The following is a 21452-nucleotide window of genomic DNA, read 5'->3' as shown; positions in this document are numbered from 1 at the left end:
GTGCGCCGCTATGGATGTGCCGCGACTTTGCCGTATGCTGACGGCTCGTTCCGTACCTGGGAGTGCAGGATGATGCGTGCAGCAGCGCTGGCCGTGATGGCAGCTCTCGCCGGCCTCGCCGGGCCACATGCGCTCGCGGAGGCCAGCGCCCCTGCCGGGCGCTTCGATGGCTATTCCGGTCGCCAGCTCTACGAGCGCTTCTGTGCCAGTTGCCACGGCAGCAGCGGGCTCGGCGACGGGCCGGTGGCCGGCTCGCTCAGGGTGATGGTCCCCGACCTTACGCGTCTCGGCCGCGCCAATGGTGGCGCTTTCCCCGCCGAGCGCGTGCGCAAGGCCATCGATGGCCGCAGCGTCTATCCGGTGCATGGCACCCGCTACATGCCCGTGTGGGGCCAGGAGCTGTCGGTGGAGCAGGGCGGCGACCAGGCGGCCGAGGCCGAGGTGGCCCGGATCACGGACAAGCTGGTGGAGTACCTGCGCTCCATCCAGCAGTAGCAGGCGAGCATCATGTCCGGCACACCCTTCGATTCGGTCCGTGACTACATCGATGCGCTGGAGCGGCGCGGGCGCCTGCTGCGGCTGCCGGCCATGGACCAGGACCGCTACGAGGCCTCCGCCTTCGCCTACCGCCTGATCGAGCGCTTCGGCATCGAGCAGGCGCCGGCGTTCCTCATCGAGCGGGTGAAGACCGGCGGACGCTGGCACGATGGCCCGGTGGTGGCCAACGCCTATGGCCGCTGGCCCGACGAGGCCGTGCTCTTCGGCGTCGATCCGGTCACCGACGACCACCAGCAGATGTACCGGGCAGTGCTCCACGAGCTGGAGTCGCGCCTCGATGGCGCGGGCAACTGGCGCCGCATCGCGCCGGTGGCGGTGGCCGACCCGCGCGAGGCACCCTGCAAGGAGGTGGTGCTGACCGGCGACCAGGTGGACCTGGAGGCCTTTGCCTGGTTGCAGAACAACCCGGCCGACGGTGGACGCTACGTCAACATGGGCTCGGTGTTCATCCAGGACCCGGAGCTCGGGCGCAATGTCGGCACCTACCGCTGCCAGGTGAAGGGCCCGCGCAGGATGGGCGTCAACCCGGAGCCCGGCCAGCATGGCTGGCGCATCCTCATGGCCATGAAGGAGCGCGGCGACCGCTCTGCGCGGGTGGCGGTCGCGGTGGCGCCGGATCCGATGACCTTCTGCGCCAGCAGCACGAAGATGGCGGGCTACCTCGAGGACGAGCTGGAGTTCGCCGGCGGCCTGCGCGGCCGGCCGCTGCCGGTGGTGAAGTGCGAGACCAGCGACATCATGGTCCCCGCCACCTCGGAAATCGTCATCGAGGGCGAGGTCTCGCTCACCGAGTTCGAGGAAGAGGGCCCCTTCGGCGAGATGTACGGCTACCTCGGGCCGAAGAAGCCCGAGAACTTCGTCATGCACATCACCGCCATCACCCACCGGCGCCAGCCCTGGGTGCTGAACTCCTTCGCCGGGCTCACCTGCGACATGCCGCGGTCACCGCAGATTGCATCCAGCTATTTCATGTACCGCAAGCTGATCCCCTCGCTCGTCGGCCTGAACTCGCCGCGGGGCGCCAATGGCGTCATCGTCATCAGCATCGACAAGAAGTTCGCCGGCGAGGGCATCGCCGCCGGCCAGTACCTCGCCGCCAACCCGGGATTGCACAAGGTCGTCATCGTTGTCGACAAGGACCTCGACATCCTCGACCCGAGCCAGGTGCTGCATGCGCTGGGGGCACGCTGGCAGCCTTCGGCGAGCCTGCTCATTCCGCGCACCTCGATGATGATGCCGGACCCGAGCCGGCCGGTCCGCGGCCTGTCGAGCAAGATCGTCATCGATGCCACCCGGCAGTGGCCCGGCGAGGGCGGGCCGAAGAGCTGGGCCCCGCTCAACCGCGACCTGCTGGTGCAGGGTGCACCGGGCGCCTTCGAACTGGTCGACAGCCGCTGGGAGGAATACCTGCAGGGCTGGAAGCCGTAAAGAAGAAGGCCTCCCGGAGGAGGCCTTTTCCCGGTTGCTTGCCGCCTGATCCTAGGGCTTGACCCAGGTGCCGCTCTGGAAGCCGCAGCCGATCTCCAGGCCGGACGGATCCCCGTCGTAGTAGAGCAGCTTGGTCGCGCCCTTGTCGCAGGTGCCCACCAGCTTCTCCACCGGGCAGGCGCCCGCAGCGTGCACGGCATCCTTGTTCTCGTCGGTCTTGCCGAGCTCGGTGCATTTCGCCGCGTCGATCGGCATCTCGCAGACATGGAACGGGCCGGCGAACATGTTCTGCTGGATGTACGTGCAGTGGCCGAGGTCGTCGGCCATGGCGGTGCCCGCGAGCGGACCCGCGGCGAGCAGGGCGATGGCCGCGATCCGGGTCGTCAGTCTCATCATCGTCGTGTTCTCCTGTCGTTGCATTTCGATGCCAGGGCTGCAGGCCCCGGTGGTTGCCCACCGGGGCCTGGTGTCCAGTCAACGCTTCCTGGGCCGCATCACGGCCGATCGCAGTCGGTGCGCTTGAGCACGACGCGACGGTTGAGTGCGCGACCTTCCTTGGTCTTGTTGTCGGCGACGGGCTGGCTCTCGCCGGCACCCGAGGCGGTGAGGCGGCCGGTGGCGATGCCCTTGGCCTGGAGGTAGTCGGCCACGGCCTGGGCACGGCGCTCGGAGAGCTTCTGGTTGTAGGCCTCGGCGCCGGAGCTGTCGGTGTGGCCGACGACGCTGCCGGAGACGAACTTCAGCCGGGTGAGGGTCTCGGCGACCTCGTCGAGGGTCTTGCGGCCCTCGTCGGTGAGTTCGGCGGAATTGAGGGCGAACTGCACCTGGCGGGTGACGTCGCAGGAGCAGCCCTGCGGGCCGACACGGTCACCCTTCGGGGTATCCGGGCACTGGTCGGCGCTGTCGACGACACCGTCGCCGTCGCTGTCGGCCGGCGGCGGAGGAGGCGGCGGCGGGGGTGGCGGCGGCGGGGCGGCCGCCGCGACCGGGGCGGGTGCCGGCGCCGGCTCGGGGCGGCCGAACCGGTAGCCGAGCTGCAGCTGGTAGACGACCGGATTGACGTCGAGCGAACCGACATCGGCGCCATTGACCTCGATGTCGGACTCGATGTCCATGTACCGGACAGCGGCGTTGACGAAGAAATTCTTCGTGATTCCGACGTCCAGACCCAGCTGGCCGGCGAGCCCGAAGGAGTCGTCGGCCCGCACCGTGGCGCCCATGAGCGCGCCCTGGCTCCTCTCGTCGAAGAGCATCGCGTAGTTGATGCCGGCGCCGATGTAGGGCCGCCAGGTGCCCTCCGGGTTGAAGTGGTACTGCAGGCTCAGGGTCGGCAGGATCTGCTTGATCTTGCCGATCCCCGCATCCCCGGAGCCGGAATCGAAGTCGACATCGTGGCTGAAGGGCGTGGTGCCGAGCATTTCCAGGCCCCAGTGGTCGCGGAACATGTAGGTGAGCTCGAGCGTGGCGCCGACGGCGCTGTCCATGCTCACGTCACCGGCGACCGGGCTGCCATTGACTATCAGGCCCTGGCCCGGGCTGATGGTCAGGTTGTCGGACTTCGGGTCGACCAAGGCCGCGCCACCGCGCAACAGCCAGTCCCCCTCCTTGGCCCCGGCCACCACCGGCTGGGTACAGCATGCGACGGCCACGGCGGCCAGCGCCAGAGACCTGTAACGTGGGTTCATGCGACGCTCCTTGGAAAGATTGTTGTTGAGCTATCCGGGTAGCCGCCACGGCAAGGGCGCCTTCCTCCCCGGCAGCCCATAATGTAGCGCACTTTTCCAGACCTGGCGCACTGCTGGCGAAAGACCCGGGCGCTGGTAGGATGGCCGCCTCAACCGGGGAACAAGGTACAAGGGGCGATGACCCAGGATGCAGGCAACCGGCAGGAGCTGACGCTCGCCATCTTCGTGGATTTCGAGAACCTGGCGCTCGGCGCCGAGGACCTCAAGGGGGGGCGGTTCGACATCGAGCTGGTGCTCAAGCGCCTGCTGGAGAAAGGCCGCATCGTCGCCAAGCGCGCCTATTGCGACTGGACGCGCTACCGCCAGTTCATGCAGGAGTTCCACCTGCACGGTTTCGAGATGATCGATATCCCGCAGACCAAGATGAGCGGCAAGAACAGCGCCGACATCCGCATGGTCGTCGATGCCCTCGACCTCTGCTACTCGAAGTCGCACATCGACGCCTTCGCGCTGCTCACCGGTGACAGCGACTTCTCGCCCCTGGTCTCCAAGCTCAAGGAGAACGACAAGCGCGTCATCGGCTGCGGCATCAGGAACTCCACCTCCAACCTGCTGGCCGGCAGCTGCGACGAGTTCATCTTCTACGACGACCTGGTCAAGGTCTCGCAGCGCCCGCGGCGGCGCGCCCGCAAGCCCAAGGGCGGCGAGCAGACCGAGCAGCAGACCGAGCAGCAGGCCGCGCTGGAACGGGTCGCCGAGACCGTCGAATCCCTGGCCCAGGAATACGACCCGCTGTGGGGTTCGCTGGTCAAGCAGACGGTGCGCCGCGTGTACCCGGGCTTCAGCGAGAGTGCCTACGGCTACCGCAGCTTCTCCGAGCTGCTGGAGGACGCCGCGAAGCACGGCCTGCTGGAACTGGAATTCGACAAGGAGCGCGGCAACTACGTCGTGCGCCCCGGCGGGAACTAGCGGGGCGTCACCTCGCCGTCGCCTTCGGGCCCGCCGGTGCATCCGGCGAGGCCGACAGGGCATACACCGGGCGCGGGCCCTTCTGCTCGTAGTAGGGCATCATCTTCGGCACCAGCGCGGCCAGCGCCTGCTGCCGGTTGGCCGGGCTCGGGTGCGTGCTCAGGAACTGCGGCGGGCCGTTGCCGCCGGCCTTGGCCATCTTCTGCCACAGTGTCACTGCGGCGTGCGGGTCATAGCCCGCCTTGGCGGCGATCTCGATGCCGACCCGGTCGGCTTCGGCCTCTGACTGCCGGCTGTTCGGCAGCAGCAGGCCGAGCTGTGCCAGGGCTGCGGCGCCGACCATGTTGGCGCTGCTTTCCGTGGCCACGCCGGTGGCGACCGCGCCAAGCTGCGCGGCAATCGCCATCGACATGCGCTCGGCAGTGTGGTTCAGCAGCGCGTGGCTGATCTCGTGGGCCATGACCTGGGCGAGTTCGTCGTCGGTCGGATCCAGCTTCTGGATCAGGCCGGTGTAGATCGCCATGCGCCCCCCGGCCATGCACCAGGCATTGACGGTCTTCGGATCATCGATGATGCGCACGCTCCAGTCCCATTTCGCCGTTTCCGGCCGGTACTGGATTGCCTGGGCGATGAGTCGCCCGGTGATGGTGTTGATGCGCTTGACGATCTTCGGGTCGGTGACCAGCTTGCCCTCGGAGTCGAGCTTGCTCATGGTCTGCACGTAGGCCTGCTTCGACTGCGCGATCGCCGACTGCTCCGACACCAGCATCAGCTGCTTGCGGCCGGCGATGTTGGTGGCGCAGGCCGCAAGCAGCAACGCTGCCGCAAGCAGCAGCAAGCGGGCACCCGTCATCGTCGTTTCGTGCCTGGCAGCCGCCTAGCGGATGGACCAGGTGGCGCCGATGCCCCAGAAATCCCAGTCCTGCTCGTGGCCGGTGTCATGGGGATCGCGGTTGCCGATGTCCGGGTAGCTGGCATAGCGGGCGTGCAGGCGCAGGCCCTCGGTGACGCGCATGCTCAGGCCACCGCCGAGCAGTACGCTGCTGCCGGTATCGCCACCCTTGAAGTCCGAGCCGCCGTCGCAGGCCACGCAGTTGACGTCCTGGTCCCAGAGCGAGAGCCCGACCTCGGCAAACAGCGAGAAGCGGCCGATGAACGAATCTTCGCTGGCAAAGGTGCTGAACGGCAGGATGCCGATGGCCGAGACATCCATGGCCGTCGCCGAAATCTTGTCGGTGTAACCGATGGAACCGCCACCGCCTTCACCACCGTCGATGGTGCCCGAGGCCTGCAGGGAGCCGAGGTCCGTGTAGGCGATGGTGGTGGCGAAGTATGGGTTCCACTGGTAGCCGACGAACAGGCTCCAGGCGGTGTCGCTGTCGTCCTGGTGGCGGTTGGTGTCAGTGGTGCCGAACTCGTAGTCGTCGATGCTGCTGCGGCCGGCGGTACCGCCGAAGAAGACCTGCGCCTGGCTGGTACCCGAGACGAGGCTCAGGCCCGCGATGGCAGCGGCCAGGGTCGGCAAGCGGAGAGAGTTCTTCATGGAAATCCCCTTTTTCCGGAAACCGGGACGGTGACGGTGCGCACTGCGCCATGGGCATTTGATCGCGGCGCCTGCCGTGCTGTCAATGAACGTCTGCCGGCGCCGGCGCGCCTTGACCCTGCCGGCGGCTTGCGGCACCGTGCGGCTTTCCCTGCCGGCGTCTGCACATGCCTGATGCCCGCCATGCCCTGGCCACGGCCCGTCACGGGCCGCGGGCAGGCATTGCCGGGTGGCTGCTGCCGGCATTCGTCCTCGTTCACCAGGCCGCCGCCGGGCCCGCCCTGTCCGCGGCCGTCCCTGATCCGGTGGAGCCCACGCTCGCCGACGCCTGCGCCGTGCTCGCGGTGCTGGACTTCGGCACCGACGTGGCGGCCGGTGCGAAGCTCGCAGCCGGACTGCTGCCGGCTGCCGGTGATCTGCCCGAGCGCTGCCGCGTCACCGGCACGGCGGCGTCCGGGAGCGGATTCGAGGCCTGGCTGCCGGTGGAGGACTGGAACCGCAAGCTGCTGGTGACGGGCTGTCCTGACCGCTGCGGCAGCATCCAGGCGGGGCAGATGGAGGATGCGGCAGCGCGCGGCTACGTCACGGCCACCACCGACGGTTACCGCGCCATCCACGCCACCGTCGCCCTGGCCCGTGCCCTCGCGGAGGCCTTCTACGGCGGCGAACCGCTGCATGCGTACTTCCGCGGCTGCTCCATCGGTGGCCACCAGGCCCTGGTTGCCGTCTCGCGCCATCCCGACGACTTCGACGGCATCATCGCCGGAGCACCCCTCGAACCCGATCGCGATCCGGCCAGTGAAACGGGCCCGGCCATGGACGCCGCCGCCGCAGGACCCGATGCCGACCTCACGGCGTTCGCGGCGCGTGATGGCCGGCTGATCCTCTACCAGGGCGCGGCGGACGAAATCGTGCCGCCCGCCCGGACGCTCGCCTACTGGAAGGAGGCGGCCCGCGCCAGCGGCGGGGCCGCCGAACTGGCACGCTTTGCGCGCCTGTTCATGCTGCCGGACGTGCAGCACTGCGGCGGCGGGCCCGGGGCGGGCGATGTCGACTACCTCAGTGCCATCGAACGCTGGGTGGAAACCGACGAAGCGCCGGAGATGCTGATCGCCACGCGCTCCACGGACAGCCTGCCCGTCACCCGTCACCAGCGCCGGTTTCCGGTGACCGGTGCGGTGCTGCTGCGCCGGCCGCTGTTCCCCTATCCGGCCGAAGCCCGCTACTCCGGCCAGGGGGATGTGCTCGATCCGCTGAGCTACCAGCGCGTGGTGCCGGCATCCACTACATTGCCGGCAGCGGCACCGTGACGGGGGAGAAGGCGATGGCGGCAGAGGCGACGGTGCTCATCACCGGCTCCGGCCGGGGTCTGGGCGTGGCGCTGGTGAGGGAATTCGCCAGCCATGGCTGGAACGTGCTGGCGACCGCGCGCCGGCCGGAGGCCGCGATGGAACTGGCGGCGCTGGCCCGCGCCAACCCGAGGATCGTCGTCGAGACGCTGGATGTGACAAGTGTCACCAGCATGCAGGCGCTCGCGGCCAGACTCCGCGGACAGCCGATCGACGTGCTGTTCAACAACGCCGCGCTGCTCGGCGACCGGCACGACGAAGGCAACCGCAGGCAGCAGCTCGGCCAGCTCGACGAAGCGCTGTTCGCGCAGGTGATGCGCACCAATGTCTTCGGCCCGCTCAAGTTGTCGGAGACGCTGCTGGACAACGTGCTGGCCGGCAGCCGGCGCAGGATCGTCGCGCTGACCAGCGGCCTCGGCTCGCTGGCGATGATGGGGCAGATGTCGCGCTTCTATTATTACCAGATGAGCAAGGCGGCGCTGAACATGGGGTTCCGCGCGCTGCGCCATGACCTGCAGCCCCGCGGCATCACCGTGGCGCTGCTGGCGCCCGGCATGGTGGCCACCGACATGCTGGCCGAGTCGGGCTACCGTGGCGAGGCGCTGTCGCCGGCCGCGAGCGCCGCGGGCCTGTACAAGCTGGTGGAAGCGCTGACGCCCGCGGATCCGGGCCTGCCGGTCAACGTCGACGGCAAGGTGATTCCCTGGTGACGTCCGGCGGGCGTGCGGCCGCGACTCAGCCGCGTGCCTTGCGCCAGCAATAGACGCGCATCGGCGGCACGTTCAGCAGCTCCACGTCCACCTCCGGCTCGCCGAGGATCTCGCGTCCCAGCACCGCGACGCGGTCGCGGAACTGATAGGCGACGAAGCGCCCGCCCGAGGCCAGCGAGCCGCGCACCGCGCGCAGGATGGCCTGGCCGATGCGCATCGGCATGGTGGAGAAGGGAATGCCCGAGACCACCGACTCCGGCGCCGGCAACCGGTGACGAGCCAGCAGCGGGCCGATGTCGGCCGCGCTCGCGCACTCGACCGTCAGGCGGGGATCGCGGACCTCCTCGCGCAGCAGGCTGGCGAAATGCGGATCGATCTCGATGGCCAGCAGCCGTGAGGACGAGGGCAGGGCACGCAGCAGCGCGCGCGTGGTGCCGCCGGTGCCGGGCCCGAGCTCCACCACGGTGCTGGCCTGGCGTGCGCCGCTGATGTTCACCAGGCGCCGCTCGAGGAACCGCGAGCTCGGGATGACCGAGGCCACCTGCTGGGGCTCGCGCAGGAACCCCTGGAAGAAGGCGAGGCGCTTGTCGGGTTGCATCGGCATGGGGGCGGCAGCCGGGGGATAGTCTACTCCGCCCGCTCCCGCGAGAGGGCAGCGCCGAGTGCGTCCAGCGTGTGCACCGGCGCATCGCAGGCCATGCCGCGGCAGACATAGGCCAGCGGGCGGTCACCTGCGGCCGATTGCCGCGTGGCCAGCGCGCCCGGCAGGCCGGGCTCGCCCGGCGGGATGCCAAACACCAGCCGGCCTGGCGCATACACCGCGTGGGCCGCACCCAGCCACTCGCCGAGGTCCGCTCCCGCGGCGCGCACCACCACGACCACCGGCGGGACGAGGAACTCCTCCAGCGCGCCTGCCAGGGTCGCGTGCCCGTGCGGGAACTGCGACAGCGCCGGCCAGCCGGCGCGCAAGGTCGCCTCGGCGGCGTCGAGGTAGCGCAGCTCGCCGAGCAGGTGGCCGAGCCGGCCGAGCGCCAGCGCCGCCACCGCGTTGCCCGCGGGCAGCGCCTCGTCGGACATCGGCTTGCCGCGGTGGAGCAGGGCCTCGTGGTCGTGGGCCGTGAAGAAGAAGCCGCCGCCCGCCTCATCGCGGAAGCGGGCCAGCAGTTCCTCCGCCAGCCAGCAGGCGAAGTCGAGCTGTGCCGTGTTCCAGCGGGCCTGCAGCAGCTCCAGCGTCGCATCGAGCAGGAAGGCGTGGTCGTCGAGGTAGGCGTTGAAGCGCGCGCGGCCATCCTTCCACGTCGCCCGCAGGCGGCCGTCGACCACCATGTGGCCGCGCACGAAATCGAGCGCCGTTGCCGCGGCGTCGACCAGGTCATCGCGGCCGAGGATGCGCCCGGCGATCGCCAGGCCGCGGATCATCAGCGCATTCCAGCTGGCGAGGATCTTCTCGTCGCGGCCGGGCCAGGTGCGGGCGTTGCGTGCGGCGAGCAGTTTCGCGCGTCCCTCGTCGAGCAGGCGTTGGACGGTGGACACCGGCTGTTCCGTCTTCGCGGCAATGGCCTCCAGCGGTTGCCAGATGCGCAGGTGCCAGTGTCCCTCGAAATTCGCCTCCTGGTCCAGGCCATAGCGCGGCGCCAGCACCGCGTACTCCGCTTTGCTGACCAGCGCGCGCACCTCATCCGGTGTCCACACGTAGAAGCGGCCTTCCTCGCCCTCCGAGTCCGCATCGAGGCTGGAGAAGAATGCGCCCTGCGGCGAGCGCATGTCGCGCAGCGCCCAGTCCGCGGTCCCGTCGGCCACGCGGCGGAAGAAATCGTCCGCGCTGATCTGGTAGAGCCAGGCGTTGAGTGCCAGCAGCGGACCGTTGTCGTAGAGCATCTTCTCGAAGTGGGGGATGCTCCAGTGGCCATCCACGGAGTAGCGGCAGAAGCCGCCGCCCAGCTGGTCGTAGAGGCCACCCTCCGCCATGCGCTTGAGGCTGAGCGCGCACATGTACAGCGCGTGCACGTCGGGCTTGTCGCCGTCCGCCGTGCGCCACCACAGGCGCAGCAGCGCCTCGAGGTTGCCCGGATGCGGGAACTTCGGCGCCCCGCCGAAGCCGCCGAACTCCGCATCAAACTGTCCGCCCAGCGCCTCGCGCAGCCCGTCGAGCGGCGCCGCATCGAGCGGCCCGCGCTCGGGCGCGGCGCCGGCATCGATGGCGGCCAGCGCCTCGCGCAGTGCCGGGCCCTGCTCCTTCAGTTCCGGAGGCTTGCGCAGGTAGTACTCCGCCACGCGGGTGAGCACCTCGCTGAACGCCGGCATCCCGTGGCGCGGCTCCTTCGGGAAATAGGTGCCGGCGAAGATCGGCACATGCTCGCCCGGGGTGAGGAACATCGTCAGCGGCCAGCCTCCGCCCCGGCGCATCATCAGGTGGTGTGCCGCCTGGTAGACGCGGTCGATGTCCGGCCGCTCCTCGCGGTCCACCTTGATGTTCACGTACAGCTCGTTCATCAGCCGCGCCGTCGCCTCGTCCTCGAAGGACTCGTGCGCCATCACGTGACACCAGTGGCAGGCCGAGTAGCCGATGGAGAGCAGGATCGGCTTGTCCTCGGTCCTGGCCTTCGTGAGCGCCTCCTCGCCCCAGGGATACCAGTCCACCGGGTTGCCGGCATGCTGCAGGAGGTAGGGGCTGGTCTCGTGGGCGAGGTGGTTCATGGGCGGCTGCCGTTCAATCCGGTGGATCAGTGCGGATTATGGCCTTGCGGGCGCGTGGGCGTACGGCCGATCCGCCCCCGGGAGTCAGGTGCCGCCACGATCCAGCGGGCTCCTCACCCCCTTCGCGCCCTTCTGCATCACGTGCGTGTAGATCATCGTCGTCTTCACGTCCGCGTGGCCCAGCAGCTCCTGCACCGTGCGGATGTCGTAGCCATCCTCCAGCAGGTGCGTGGCGAAGCAGTGGCGCAGCGTGTGGCAGCTCGCCGGCTGGGTGATGCCCGCACGCCGTACCGCCAGCTGCATGGCGCGTTGCATGTTCTTCTCGTGCCAGTGATGGCGCACAGGACGCCCCGAACACGGGTCCCTGCACAGGCCGGGGGCCGGAAACAGGTACTGCCAGCCCCACTGGGTCGCCGCATTCGGGTACTTGCGCGCCAGCGCTCCGGGCAGCGACACCCCCGGCCGCCCCTGGCGCCGCTCCTCTTCGAACCAGCCACGCAGCTTGCCGAGATGCGCCCGCAGCGGCGTCTCCAGCGCGCAGGGCAGCACCGTCACCCGGTCCTTGCCGCCCTTCGACTCGCGCACGATCAGCTCGCCCCGCTCCAGGGCGATGTCCTTCACCCGCAGCCGCAGCCCCTCCATCAGACGCAGGCCGCCGCCGTAAAGCAGATTCGCCACCAGCCAGGCCCTCCCGTCCAGGTGGCCAAGGATCGCCCTCACCCCGGCGCGATCCAGCACCACCGGCAGCCGCCGGGTCCGCGCTGCCCGCGTCACGCCCTCCAGCCACGGCAGCTCCACGCCCAGCACCTGGCGGTACAGGAACAACAGCGCCTGCAGAGCCTGGTTCTGCGTACCCGCACCGACCTTGCGCTGCACCGCCAGATGGGACAAGAATTGCTCGACCTCGGCTGCACCGAGCTCGCGGGGGTATCGCCGCCCATGGAAAGTGATGTACTGCCGGATCCACCGCAGGTACACCTGCTCGGTGCGAAACGCCATGTGGCGGGTGCGCATCTTCTCCTGCGCCACTTCCAGCAGCCCGCGCTTCTGCTCCATGTCGCCCTTGCCTCCGGCGAGTTACGCGACAACCGTGGCCGCTCAAGGCAATGGAAGCAGGGAGTTGGTCCTGGGTCATTCCTCCTATCCGACGGGAATGGGGCGATTCAATGCGTCACTTCCGTCGTCTACATATAGTTAGGTTGCCGTAGACACCGACCATGGAGTTCGAGTGGGATCCGGAAAAATCCGCGGCTAATTGGTCGAAGCACGACGTCAGCTTTGAGGAAGCAACGGAGGTATTCGGAGACGAGCTGTCGTCTACGGTTCCGGACCCGGATCACTCTGCATATGAGCAGCGTTTTGTAATATTTGGCTGCACGCGCGAAGGTCGGCACCTGGTCGTAGGATTTACGGAAAGGGGTGCTAATATTCGCATCATTACAGCCAGGCCGATGACGCCTCGCGAGCGTAATGCCTATGAGCAGTAAAGACGACGACGTTCGTGCCGAGTATCCGCCGGATTTGGTCAAATCGGGTGTCCGGGGTAAGTACGCCAAGCAGTACCGCGAAGGTACAAATGTCGTACTGATCGATCCCGACCTTCACAAGCTTTTCCCGAATTCAGCTGCCGTTAATCGAGCTCTTCGAGACTATGTCGAGAAGAGGCGTCGGCCGGCAACCTAACAAATCGTTCGAGCGCTCCGCTTCGAGCGATCTGCGGCGCACCGAGCGTGCGTTCTTTAATCTTTCGCTCTCGGTGCGCCATCGGGCGTCGTGCGCGGGCGCTCAACTCAATCGTTAGAGCCGCTATCAGGACCTGTGGTAGGCTTTTAGCCATGGACTTCAAGTCACTGGAAAAACAAGCGCTTAACCTTCCGGCCCAGGAAAGGGCAAAGCTGGCGCACGAGCTGCTGTCCAGCTTGGACACGCTGAACCCATCGGAGCGTGAGCAATTGTGGCTCGAAGAGGCGGAGCGCCGAGCCAGCCAGCTGGACTCCGGCGAGGTATCGCTGGTGCCCGGTGACGAGGTTGCGAGCAAGGCACGTCAGTTGCTGCGGTGAAGTTCGGGTTTCACCCTGCGGCGGAGGCCGAGCACCTTGAGCAGGTCGCATACTACGAAGCGCAGGAGGCGGGTCTCGGCAATCGCTACCTGTCGCAGGTCGAGTCGGCGATCGAACGGGTCTGTGAAATCCCGAGCATGTATCGCGTCGAGCGACCGCCAGACATCCGCCGGGTGTCGGTCGTCGAGTTTCCGTTCCACATCATTTTCCGTGAGCGCGGCGGAGTCATTCAGATTCTCGCCGTCGGTCACTATCGCCGTCGCCCACGCTACTGGCTTTCGCGGCTCTAACAAATCGCTGCACCGGTCCGATGGGGCGTTGCGGCGCGCGCGTCCGTCGCGCCTGAGAGGTTGCGCCGGCCACGCGCGTCATGCACCACCGCCGGCCGGTGAGCTCAGTCGTTGGGCGTCATGACAGAGAGCGCTGATAGGCTTGGCACGTCTCACGATGGCTGGAGGGCTGCTGAACCAGCCTCCGATGACCAAATCGAAAAGCTGCTTCGCATCTATCCAGAGCTTCCGGCTGACTACGTGTCGCTGCTTCGCATCAGCAATGGCGGGGAAGGAGAGTTGAATTTGGCACCGCAGTGGCTTCAACTCTATGACGCCAGTCTTGTCGCCGACTTGGCCTCACAGGAAAGCGCCAAGTGGCATCCTGGATTCATTTTCTTTGCTAGCAACGGTGGTTTGGAAACCATCGCATTTGATACTCGTGGCACGAAGCCATGGCCTATCGTCATGATTGACCCAATTGCCGGGCCAGATAGCGCAGTGGTAATAGCGCCATGCTTTGCCTCCTTTATTGACGCGATCGGTGTTCCATATGACGAATCCACTCGTTAGTGCATTCCATCCGGCAAATCCCCGCGTGCTGCACGGTCAAACATCAAACATGCCGCCCAACAATCCAGTCAACCGGACCGCCGAAAACGCGCCTTTAGGCTTCCTCAATCCGCCTCGCGCGGCGTCCGGTTACTTTCACCGTTAGGCGGCGTGATCGAAGAGCTTTGAAGTGGCACTTCGTCGAGGCGTGAACAAAGGCAGGCTTCGGACCGCGGCGCGTCAGAGGTCGCACTTCGCCAAGAGATCGCGTGCCGCCGTCGCCGACGGTCACCGCCGCGGTCGCGCCGCTACGCCCCGGGTCACGACAAGCTCGCAGCTCCGATCAACGGTGGCGTTGATCACCGTCGAAACGGAGACTAACCTCGGTGCCGAAGAACAGGGTCAGCTTCGGAAATCATCGTGGCACTCCGCCTAACAAATCGCTGGAGCGCAGCCGTGATCGATAAAGTTCCAAGTCGAAGCGCTGGCGCGCGGCGCGCTCAGCTCAATCGTTAGAAGTCAGGGTTGACCGACCGCATTCCGTAGGTACACTGTATGTATGGCGGACCTGCGCTTCGAGTGGGATCCACGAAAAGACCGTGCCAATCAGAAGAAGCACGGCATTTCCTTTGTCGAAGCCAAGACCGTCTTCTTGGATGAATTCGCCCGAATCATTAATGATCCTGAGCACCTGGACAGCGAGGATCGATTTCTGATGCTCGGCATGAGCATTGGCCTTCGGGTGTTGGTTGTTTGCCATTGTTTCCGAGACGCCGATCGCGTGATTCGCATCATTTCTGCTCGACGTGCGGACGCCTCGGAGAGAAAGGAATACGCAAGGTACCTACCATGAAGAAGCGCTACGACTTTTCACAGTCCCGACCGAATCCGTATGTTCGCAAGGCGAAGCGTTCAGTCACCATTCGCCTCGATGAGGACACGGTCCAATACTTCAAGCATCTTGCTGGAGGTACAGGCATTCCGTATCAGAACCTGATCAATCTCTACTTGAGAGATTGCGCGGCGGAGAAGAAGCGGCTCAAGATGGAGTGGGCGGCCTGACTTCTAACTATGCGCTCCACCGGTCGCATGACGCGTCTGTCACGCGGCTTGCAATCGCAACCCGCGCGCCAGCCGCTATGCGCCGGTGAGCTCAATCGTTATGTGCCATTCCCCCGCGTGGTCGTCTGTGGCACCCTTTAGCGAACATTGGAGGTCATGCCCATGTCCACGGCCAAGGAGGAGTTGACCCGCCTGATCCAGCAGCAGCCCGAGGATAGCTCTCGGGAAGAGATCATCCGAGAGCTCGCCTTCCACGCCATGGTGGCTCGCGGCCTCGCGGATGCCGATGCGAAGCGCACTGTTTCGAACGAAGAGATGGGCCGGCGCATTCGCTCGTGGCAGCAATAACCTGGACGCTTGAGGCCGAGCGTTGGCTGAAGGACATTCACGAGTACATCGCGGCCGATGATCCGCAGGCGGCGGCACGGACGATTCAGGGCATCTATGATCGAGCCCAGCTACTGTGGGAGTTTCCGGAGATGGGCCATCGGTACTGGGGCTCACTGGCTGGTCATCCTGCGTCTCTACAGCCCGCTCGAGCCTTTCTTCGACAAGAGCTGGCGTCCGGGCGAGATCGAAATGGTTCACTGAGCGTGGGCAAAGGGCGGCTCGAGGCCTTCAGCGATGGCGTGATCGCGATCATCATCACCATCATGGTGCTGGAGATGAAGGTGCCGCACGGCGACAGTCCGCAGGCGCTGGCGCCCCTGGTCCCGGTGTTCATGAGCTACGTGCTGAGCTTCGTCTACATCGGCATCTACTGGAACAATCATCACCACATGCTGCACACCGTCACCCGGGTCACCGGCGGCATGCTGTGGGCGAACCTGCACCTGCTCTTCTGGCTGTCCCTGATGCCCTTCGTCACCGGCTGGATGGGGGAGAATCACTTCGCAGCCGTGCCTTCCGCGCTCTACGGCGGCGTGCTCCTTGCGGCATCCGTCGCCTACTGGATCCTTCAGCAGACGATCATCGGCGCGCAGGGAAGCGACTCGACGCTCAGGGCCGCGATCGGTCGCGACTGGAAGGGAAGGCTCTCGCCCGGGCTGTATGCCCTGGCCATCGCCTGTGCATTTCGCTGGCCCCGGGTGACACAAGTGCTCTACGTGATAGTGGCCCTCATGTGGCTGGTCCCTGATAGGCGGATTGAACGACCCTTGCAGCAGGGTGGTGCCTGACGATCTGTCCTGGCAGCGTCTCGCCGCGTCGCTTGACAGCCCTTCGCACGCGGCTATGATTCGGCTGGACATTCACGGGCAGTACCTCCGCATCATGGCATTACCTCACGCAAGTCCAGGCCAGGCGATCGACATCCAGCCATTGGGTTCGCGCCTGGCGCAGGAGAGATCGGTCGCGCTGTTCAAATCGGTGGACCTGGAGGTCATGCGCATCGTCCTGATGGCGGGCAAGGCCTGGCCGCCGCACAAGGTCACCGGCGAGATCACGGTGCAGTGCATTGAGGGCTCCATCGAAGTCAAGGCGGACGGCGTGCCCCATGTGCTGCGTGCCGGACAGCTGCTCTACCTCACCGGCGGGGTCACGCACGGTATCGTTGCGTTGCAGGATTCCTCCGCCATCGTGACGGTTTCGCTGCGCAAGTAGCCGCCGCCAGGCGCCGCCCCGGCGCCCGCTCCCGAGGCGCCCATGCCGCTGTGTCACCGGGCCGGACGCTTTGTCCGGGCGGGTGCAGGCATTGCCGCCGTCCCGTGGAGCACGGGTCGCTCAACACAGCCAGCTTCGAGGTGACGCGATGAACCCGACCAGGACACTCCACGATTCCGGCCAGAGCCTGTGGCTCGACAACATCACCCGCGAGCTGCTCGACAGTGGCACCCTGCAGCGCTACATCGACGACTATTCGGTGACGGGGCTGACCTCGAACCCCACGATCTTCGACCACGCGATCAAGAACAGCCCGGTCTACGACGCGGATATTGCGCGCAGGGCGGGCACCGCCCGGTCGCCGGAGGATATCTTCTTCGAGCTGGCGCTGGCGGACCTGACCCGTGCCGCGGACCTGTTTGCGCCGATCCATTCCCGCACCGATGGCGTGGACGGCTACGTCTCGCTCGAGGTGTCGCCGCTGCTGGCCCGCGACACCGCCAGCACGCTGGAGGAGGCGCGCCGCCTGCATGCGCGTGCCGGCAGGCCCAACCTGTTCATCAAGATCCCGGGCACGCGCGAGGGGCTGCCGGCGATCGAGGAAGCGACCTTCGCCGGCGTGCCGATCAACGTCACGCTGCTGTTCTCCTGCGAGCAGTATCTGGCGGCCGCGGACGCCTACCTGCGGGGTGTCGAGCGGCGCATCGCGGCCGGGCTCAACCCGGCCGTGGCCTCGGTGGCCTCGCTGTTCATCAGCCGCTGGGACGTGGCGGTGGCCGGCAAGGTGCCGGCCGCGCTGGAGAACCGCCTGGGCATCGCCGTCGGCCAGCAGACCTACCGGGCCTACCGCCAGCTGCTCGGCTCCGCGCGCTTCCAGCGGATCGCCAACGCGGGTGGCCGGGCGCAGCGGCTGCTCTGGGCCAGCACCGGCACCAAGGATCCGAAGGCCTCCGACATCCTCTATGTCAAGGCATTCGTGTCGCCGTTCAGCATCAACACCATCCCGGAGAAGACGCTGCACGCGTTCGCCGACCATGGCGATATGGGCGCGGCGCTGCCCGCCGACGGTGGCGACTGCGACGCCGTGCTCGCGGCGTTCGCCAGGGCCGGCATCGACACCGGGGCACTGGCGACGCGACTGCAGGACGAGGGCGCGGCCGCCTTCGTCAAGTCATGGAACGAGCTGATGGCGCATATTGGCTCCAAGGGCAGCGCCAGCCGTAAGGCCGGATGATGGACGGGCCCGCGCTGCAGGAACGCCCGGCCTGGCTGGCGCTGAAGCAGCATCAGCGCAAGCTGCGGCGCGCCCACCTGCGACAGCTGTTCGCCAGGGATCCCGGCCGTGGCACGCGGCTGGCCGTCGAGGCGGCGGGCATCTACCTCGACTACTCGAAGAACCGGATCACCGACGAGACCCTGCGGCTGCTGCTGCAACTCGCGCAGGAGTCCGGGCTGCGTCAGCAGATCGACGCCATGTTCCGCGGCGAACGGATCAACAGTTCCGAGCGGCGCGCGGTGCTGCATGTCGCGCTGCGCGCGCCGCAGGGCACCCGCATCCTCCACGATGGCCAGGACGTGGTGCCCGGCGTGCACGCAGTCCTGGAGCGGATGGCGGCATTCTCCCGCCGGGTGCGCAGCGGCGAATGGCGGGGCCACACCGGCAGCCGCATCCGCAATGTCGTCAACATCGGCATCGGCGGCTCGGATCTCGGGCCGGTCATGGCCTTCGAGGCGCTGCGGCACTACAGCGAGCGGAGCATGCGTTTTCGCTTCGTCTCCAATGTCGATGGCACGGACTTCTGCGAGGCGGTGCGTGACCTGGATCCGCAGGAGACGCTGTTCATCGTCTCCTCCAAGACCTTCACCACGCTCGAAACCATGACCAATGCCACCAGCGCGCGCGACTGGCTGCTGGCGGGCCTGCGGGGCGAGGCGGCCGCCGTCGCCCGGCATTTCGTCGCGGTGTCGACCAACGCGCCGGAGGTGGCGAAGTTCGGCATCGATACGGCCAACATGTTCGGCTTCTGGGACTGGGTCGGTGGCCGCTATTCGCTGGATTCCGCCATCGGCCTGTCGACGATGATCGCTATCGGGCCGGAGCACTTCCGGGCGATGCTGGCCGGCTTCCACGAGATGGACGAGCATTTCCGCAGCGCGGATTTCGCCCGCAATATCCCGGTGCTGATGGGCCTGCTCGCCGTCTGGTACAACAATTTCTTCGCTGCCCAGACGGCGGCCGTGCTGCCCTACGAGCAGTACCTCAGGCGCTTCCCGGCCTACCTGCAGCAGCTCACCATGGAGAGCAACGGCAAGCAGGTGACGCGCGATGGCCAGCCGGTGCGCTACGACACCGGGCCGGTGTACTGGGGAGAGCCCGGCACCAATGGCCAGCATTCCTTCTACCAGCTGATCCACCAGGGCACGCGGCTGGTTCCCTGCGACTTCATCGCCTTCGCGCGCAGCGCCAATCCGCTCGGGCGGCACCAGGATCTGCTGATCGCCAACGTGCTCGCGCAGTCGGAGGCGCTGGCCTTCGGCAAGACCGCGCGCCAGGTGAAGGCGGAGGGCACGCCGGACTGGCTGGTGCCGCACCGGGTGTTCCCCGGCAACCGGCCGTCGAACACGCTGCTGCTGGAGGCGCTGACTCCGGCCGCACTCGGCCGGCTGGTGGCGCTCTACGAGCACAGTGTTTTCGTGCAGGGCGCGATCTGGCAGATCAACTCTTTCGACCAGTGGGGCGTGGAGCTCGGCAAGGCGCTCGCCCAGCGCATCATCCCGGAGCTGGAGGCCGAGGCGCAGCCGCAGCCGGTGCACGACAGCTCGACCAATGCGCTGATCAGCCGCTACCGCAGCCTGAAGTGACGACCGCCGGCTGGAAGCGCGTCGCGACGCTGCTGGATACCGTCTCCGCGGAGGCAGTCCGCCGGCTGCTCGTGGCCGAGGGCGTGCCCGCGGCGATCCGCAGCGACAGCTCGCTGCTCGGCGAGGCCCGCAGCTGCGAGGTCGTGGTGCCGCCGGCCTGGGTACAGCGCGCGCAGGAAATCCTCGAGGAACGTCAGGTCAGCGAGGCCGAGCTGGAACGACTCGCCACGCGTGACGCTGGCGATTCCGGTGCGGGCGGGCAGTGCTGAGTCCGCGTGCAGCGGCGGTCCGCGAGGGCGCTATTGAGCCCGGGACAACCGGGCCGTAGAGTGCCGCCATGGCGTGGTTCTATCTCCTGCTGGCCGGGATCATGGAAATCGGCTGGCCCCTGGGCTTCAAGCTGTCGCAGCTGCCGGGCTGGCGCTGGCAGGGCATGGCTATCGCCCTGGCCTGCCTTGGCCTGAGCGCTGCGCTGCTGTGGCTGGCGCTGCGCAGCATCCCCATCGGCACGGCCTACGCCGTGTGGACGGGCATCGGCGCCGTGGGCGTGTTCTTCACCGGTATCCTGCTGTTCGGCGAGCCGGGCGGCAACCTGCGGCTGGCCTCGGCGGCCTGCATCCTCATCGGCATCGTCGGCCTGAAGCTCGCGGACGTCGGGGCGTGAGCCAGAGCGTCGACCGCCAGTTCGTCCTCGGCGTCGATCTCGACGGCGTGGTCGCCGACTTTGCCCGCGGCCTGAAGCCCATCGCCGCGGAGTGGCTCGGTGTCGCGGAGTCCAGCCTCACCGACCGCATCAGCTACGGCTTCCGCGAATGGGGCCTGGAGCGGGCCGGCGGCTACGACGGCCTGCACCGCTTCGCGGTCAAGGACCGCGAGCTGTTCGCACGCCTGCCGCCGATTCCCGGGGCACCGGCGGCGCTCAGGCGCATGAGCGCGGCCGGCGACATCCGCATCCGCATCATCACCCACCGGCTCTACATCCACTGGTTCCACAAGGAAGCCATCCGCCAGACCACCGAGTGGCTGGAGCATCACGGCATCCCGTACTGGGACATCTGTTTCATGCGCGACAAGGCGGCGGTGGGCGCCGACCTCTACCTCGAGGACAGCCCGGACAACATCCAGGCGCTGCGGGCAGCCGGCCACGAGACCATCGTCGTGGTGAATTCCACCAACGACCACCTCCCGGGGCCGCGGGCGGGATCCTGGGAGGATATCGAGGCACTGGTGCGCGAGCGCGTGGATCGCTGGAAGGCGGAGCGCCAGCGGCGCGCCGCGACGGCGCCGTGAAGGCTGCATGATCGAATTCGCCCAGATTGACCCCGTGGCTGTCCGCCTCGGTCCGCTGGCTGTGCGCTGGTACGGCATCATGTACCTGGTGGGATTCGCCGCGGCCTGGTACCTGGGGCGGCGGCGGGCACGACGGCCCTGGTCCCCGGTGCGCCCGGAGCAGATCGACGACCTGATTTTCTACGGCGCCCTGGGCGTGATCCTCGGCGGGCGCATCGGCTACATGCTGTTCTACGGGCGTGAACAGATCCTGGAGGATCCGCTGGCGCTGTTCCGCATCTGGGAGGGCGGCATGTCCTTCCATGGGGGGCTGCTCGGCGTGCTCACGGCGATGTGGCTCTACGGCCGCTCGATCGGCACGGGTTTTTTTGCGCTCACGGACTTCATCGCGCCGCTGGTGCCCATCGGCCTGGGTGCGGGGCGGCTCGGCAACTTCATCAACGGTGAACTCTGGGGCAGGCCCACCGACCTGCCCTGGGCGGTGATCGTCGACGGCGTGCCGCGCCACCCGTCGCAGCTCTACGAGGCGCTGCTGGAGGGGCTGCTGCTGTTCATCGTGCTGTGGCTGTTCTCCCGTCGCCAGCGCCCGACGATGGCGGTCTCCGGGCTGTTCCTGCTGGTGTATGGCATCTCGCGTTTCGGGGTGGAATTCCTGCGGCTGCCAGACGTGCAGATCGGCTACCTCGCCTGGGGCTGGTTCACGATGGGCCAGCTGCTCTCGCTGCCGATGATCGCCGGCGGCCTGCTGCTGCTGGCGCTGGCCCGGCGCAGTCCGCGCGCCAAGGCGGCTGCCGGCACCGGGCCGGGCCGGTAGAC

Annotated in this window: 27 protein-coding genes and 1 pseudogene; 21 read left to right on the top strand and 7 right to left on the bottom strand. The window is 67.4% G+C overall.

The window, feature by feature from the left end; all coding sequences use genetic code 11:
- The first annotated feature begins 96 nt into the window (after window positions 1–96).
- Together HRU81_10265 and HRU81_10260 are read left to right on the top strand one after the other, a co-directional pair.
- Window positions 97–495: a cytochrome c gene (locus tag HRU81_10265; protein ID QOJ33370.1), complete on the top strand. Its 399-nt coding sequence runs from the start codon at window positions 97–99 to the stop codon at window positions 493–495.
- A 12-nt stretch (window positions 496–507) separates the two neighbouring features.
- Complete coding sequence (locus HRU81_10260) at window positions 508–1986, top strand: UbiD family decarboxylase (protein ID QOJ32456.1); 1479 nt, start codon at window positions 508–510, stop codon at window positions 1984–1986.
- A 51-nt stretch (window positions 1987–2037) separates the two neighbouring features.
- Here the strand turns inward: HRU81_10260 and HRU81_10255 are convergent, their stop codons facing one another.
- Together HRU81_10255 and HRU81_10250 are read right to left on the bottom strand one after the other, a co-directional pair.
- Complete coding sequence (locus tag HRU81_10255) at window positions 2038–2382, bottom strand: hypothetical protein (GenBank protein ID QOJ32455.1); 345 nt, start codon at window positions 2380–2382, stop codon at window positions 2038–2040.
- 98 nt (window positions 2383–2480) lie between these two features.
- Window positions 2481–3671, bottom strand: a complete 1191-nt coding sequence (locus HRU81_10250; GenBank protein QOJ32454.1) for an OmpA family protein — start codon at window positions 3669–3671, stop codon at window positions 2481–2483.
- A gap of 177 nt (window positions 3672–3848) precedes the next feature.
- On the opposite strand from HRU81_10250, the gene HRU81_10245 reads away from it, so the two are divergent.
- Window positions 3849–4640, top strand: a complete 792-nt coding sequence (locus HRU81_10245; protein ID QOJ32453.1) for an NYN domain-containing protein — start codon at window positions 3849–3851, stop codon at window positions 4638–4640.
- Between the two features lie 7 nt (window positions 4641–4647).
- Here HRU81_10245 and HRU81_10240 read toward each other — a convergent pair whose 3' ends face one another.
- Window positions 4648–5493: a M48 family metallopeptidase gene (locus HRU81_10240; protein ID QOJ32452.1), complete on the bottom strand. Its 846-nt coding sequence runs from the start codon at window positions 5491–5493 to the stop codon at window positions 4648–4650.
- Between the two features lie 24 nt (window positions 5494–5517).
- A complete protein-coding gene (locus HRU81_10235) occupies window positions 5518–6183 on the bottom strand; it encodes an outer membrane beta-barrel protein (protein QOJ32451.1) in 666 nt (221 codons plus the stop codon).
- Between the two features lie 167 nt (window positions 6184–6350).
- Between HRU81_10235 and HRU81_10230 the strand changes: the two genes are divergently transcribed.
- Together HRU81_10230 and HRU81_10225 are read left to right on the top strand one after the other, a co-directional pair.
- Entirely contained in the window at window positions 6351–7493 is a 1143-nt protein-coding gene (locus HRU81_10230; protein ID QOJ32450.1) for a tannase/feruloyl esterase family alpha/beta hydrolase, read from the top strand.
- Window positions 7490–8242 (top strand): SDR family oxidoreductase, encoded by a 753-nt coding sequence (locus HRU81_10225; protein QOJ32449.1) that lies wholly within the window; start codon window positions 7490–7492, stop codon window positions 8240–8242. The genes HRU81_10230 and HRU81_10225 overlap by 4 nt, the downstream gene beginning before the upstream one ends.
- A gap of 25 nt (window positions 8243–8267) precedes the next feature.
- Here HRU81_10225 and HRU81_10220 read toward each other — a convergent pair whose 3' ends face one another.
- From HRU81_10220 to HRU81_10210, 3 genes are all read right to left on the bottom strand, one after another.
- Window positions 8268–8846 carry a methyltransferase type 12 gene (locus HRU81_10220; GenBank protein ID QOJ32448.1) on the bottom strand — a complete coding sequence of 193 codons (579 nt, stop codon included), beginning with the start codon at window positions 8844–8846 and terminating at the stop codon, window positions 8268–8270.
- A 23-nt stretch (window positions 8847–8869) separates the two neighbouring features.
- Window positions 8870–10939 (bottom strand): thioredoxin domain-containing protein, encoded by a 2070-nt coding sequence (locus tag HRU81_10215; GenBank protein ID QOJ32447.1) that lies wholly within the window; start codon window positions 10937–10939, stop codon window positions 8870–8872.
- Window positions 10940–11023: 84 nt separating this feature from the next.
- Window positions 11024–11995 (bottom strand): integron integrase, encoded by a 972-nt coding sequence (locus HRU81_10210; protein QOJ32446.1) that lies wholly within the window; start codon window positions 11993–11995, stop codon window positions 11024–11026.
- A gap of 161 nt (window positions 11996–12156) precedes the next feature.
- On the opposite strand from HRU81_10210, the gene HRU81_10205 reads away from it, so the two are divergent.
- The 16 genes and pseudogenes from HRU81_10205 to HRU81_10130 all read left to right on the top strand — a co-directional run bounded on the left by HRU81_10205 (window position 12157) and on the right by HRU81_10130 (window position 21450).
- Window positions 12157–12426 (top strand): BrnT family toxin, encoded by a 270-nt coding sequence (locus HRU81_10205; GenBank protein QOJ32445.1) that lies wholly within the window; start codon window positions 12157–12159, stop codon window positions 12424–12426.
- Window positions 12427–12774: 348 nt separating this feature from the next.
- Window positions 12775–12999 (top strand): addiction module protein, encoded by a 225-nt coding sequence (locus HRU81_10200; GenBank protein ID QOJ32444.1) that lies wholly within the window; start codon window positions 12775–12777, stop codon window positions 12997–12999.
- Entirely contained in the window at window positions 12996–13289 is a 294-nt protein-coding gene (locus HRU81_10195; GenBank protein ID QOJ32443.1) for a type II toxin-antitoxin system RelE/ParE family toxin, read from the top strand. Before HRU81_10200 ends, HRU81_10195 begins: the two co-directional genes overlap by 4 nt.
- Before the next feature lie 120 nt (window positions 13290–13409).
- Window positions 13410–13841 (top strand): SMI1/KNR4 family protein, encoded by a 432-nt coding sequence (locus tag HRU81_10190; GenBank protein ID QOJ32442.1) that lies wholly within the window; start codon window positions 13410–13412, stop codon window positions 13839–13841.
- A gap of 538 nt (window positions 13842–14379) precedes the next feature.
- The gene (locus tag HRU81_10185) at window positions 14380–14673 is read left to right on the top strand and encodes a BrnT family toxin (protein ID QOJ32441.1); all 294 of its coding nucleotides are present in this window, start codon (window positions 14380–14382) and stop codon (window positions 14671–14673) included.
- Window positions 14670–14882 carry a BrnA antitoxin family protein gene (locus tag HRU81_10180; protein ID QOJ32440.1) on the top strand — a complete coding sequence of 71 codons (213 nt, stop codon included), beginning with the start codon at window positions 14670–14672 and terminating at the stop codon, window positions 14880–14882. The genes HRU81_10185 and HRU81_10180 overlap by 4 nt, the downstream gene beginning before the upstream one ends.
- A gap of 162 nt (window positions 14883–15044) precedes the next feature.
- Window positions 15045–15230, top strand: coding sequence for a hypothetical protein (locus HRU81_10175; protein QOJ32439.1), 186 nt, complete (start codon window positions 15045–15047; stop codon window positions 15228–15230).
- Window positions 15218–15358 (top strand): annotated as a pseudogene (locus HRU81_10170) (type II toxin-antitoxin system RelE/ParE family toxin). The gene HRU81_10175 and the pseudogene HRU81_10170 overlap by 13 nt, the downstream one beginning before the upstream one ends.
- A 117-nt stretch (window positions 15359–15475) precedes the next feature.
- Complete coding sequence (locus HRU81_10165; protein ID QOJ33369.1) at window positions 15476–16060, top strand: DUF1211 domain-containing protein; 585 nt, start codon at window positions 15476–15478, stop codon at window positions 16058–16060.
- Between the two features lie 94 nt (window positions 16061–16154).
- On the top strand, window positions 16155–16484 hold the full coding sequence (locus HRU81_10160) for a hypothetical protein (GenBank protein ID QOJ33368.1): 330 nt from the start codon (window positions 16155–16157) through the stop codon (window positions 16482–16484).
- A 148-nt stretch (window positions 16485–16632) separates the two neighbouring features.
- Window positions 16633–17718 (top strand): transaldolase, encoded by a 1086-nt coding sequence (gene tal / locus HRU81_10155; GenBank protein QOJ32438.1) that lies wholly within the window; start codon window positions 16633–16635, stop codon window positions 17716–17718.
- Complete coding sequence (pgi, locus tag HRU81_10150) at window positions 17718–19346, top strand: glucose-6-phosphate isomerase (GenBank protein QOJ33367.1); 1629 nt, start codon at window positions 17718–17720, stop codon at window positions 19344–19346. The genes tal and pgi overlap by 1 nt, the downstream gene beginning before the upstream one ends.
- On the top strand, window positions 19343–19615 hold the full coding sequence (locus tag HRU81_10145) for a DUF2007 domain-containing protein (protein ID QOJ32437.1): 273 nt from the start codon (window positions 19343–19345) through the stop codon (window positions 19613–19615). Before pgi ends, HRU81_10145 begins: the two co-directional genes overlap by 4 nt.
- A gap of 68 nt (window positions 19616–19683) precedes the next feature.
- Window positions 19684–20010 (top strand): hypothetical protein, encoded by a 327-nt coding sequence (locus HRU81_10140; GenBank protein ID QOJ32436.1) that lies wholly within the window; start codon window positions 19684–19686, stop codon window positions 20008–20010.
- Window positions 20007–20636, top strand: coding sequence for a 5'-nucleotidase (locus HRU81_10135; protein QOJ32435.1), 630 nt, complete (start codon window positions 20007–20009; stop codon window positions 20634–20636). The genes HRU81_10140 and HRU81_10135 overlap by 4 nt, the downstream gene beginning before the upstream one ends.
- 7 nt (window positions 20637–20643) lie before the next feature.
- Window positions 20644–21450: a prolipoprotein diacylglyceryl transferase gene (locus HRU81_10130; GenBank protein QOJ32434.1), complete on the top strand. Its 807-nt coding sequence runs from the start codon at window positions 20644–20646 to the stop codon at window positions 21448–21450.
- Window positions 21451–21452: the final 2 nt, after the last annotated feature.

The sequence above is a fragment of the Gammaproteobacteria bacterium genome (assembly GCA_015709695.1).
In the GTDB taxonomy this organism is placed as follows: Bacteria; Pseudomonadota; Gammaproteobacteria; order Steroidobacterales.
Note: the sequence above shows the minus strand (reverse complement) of the source record. Positions and strands in the feature narration are given on the sequence as shown.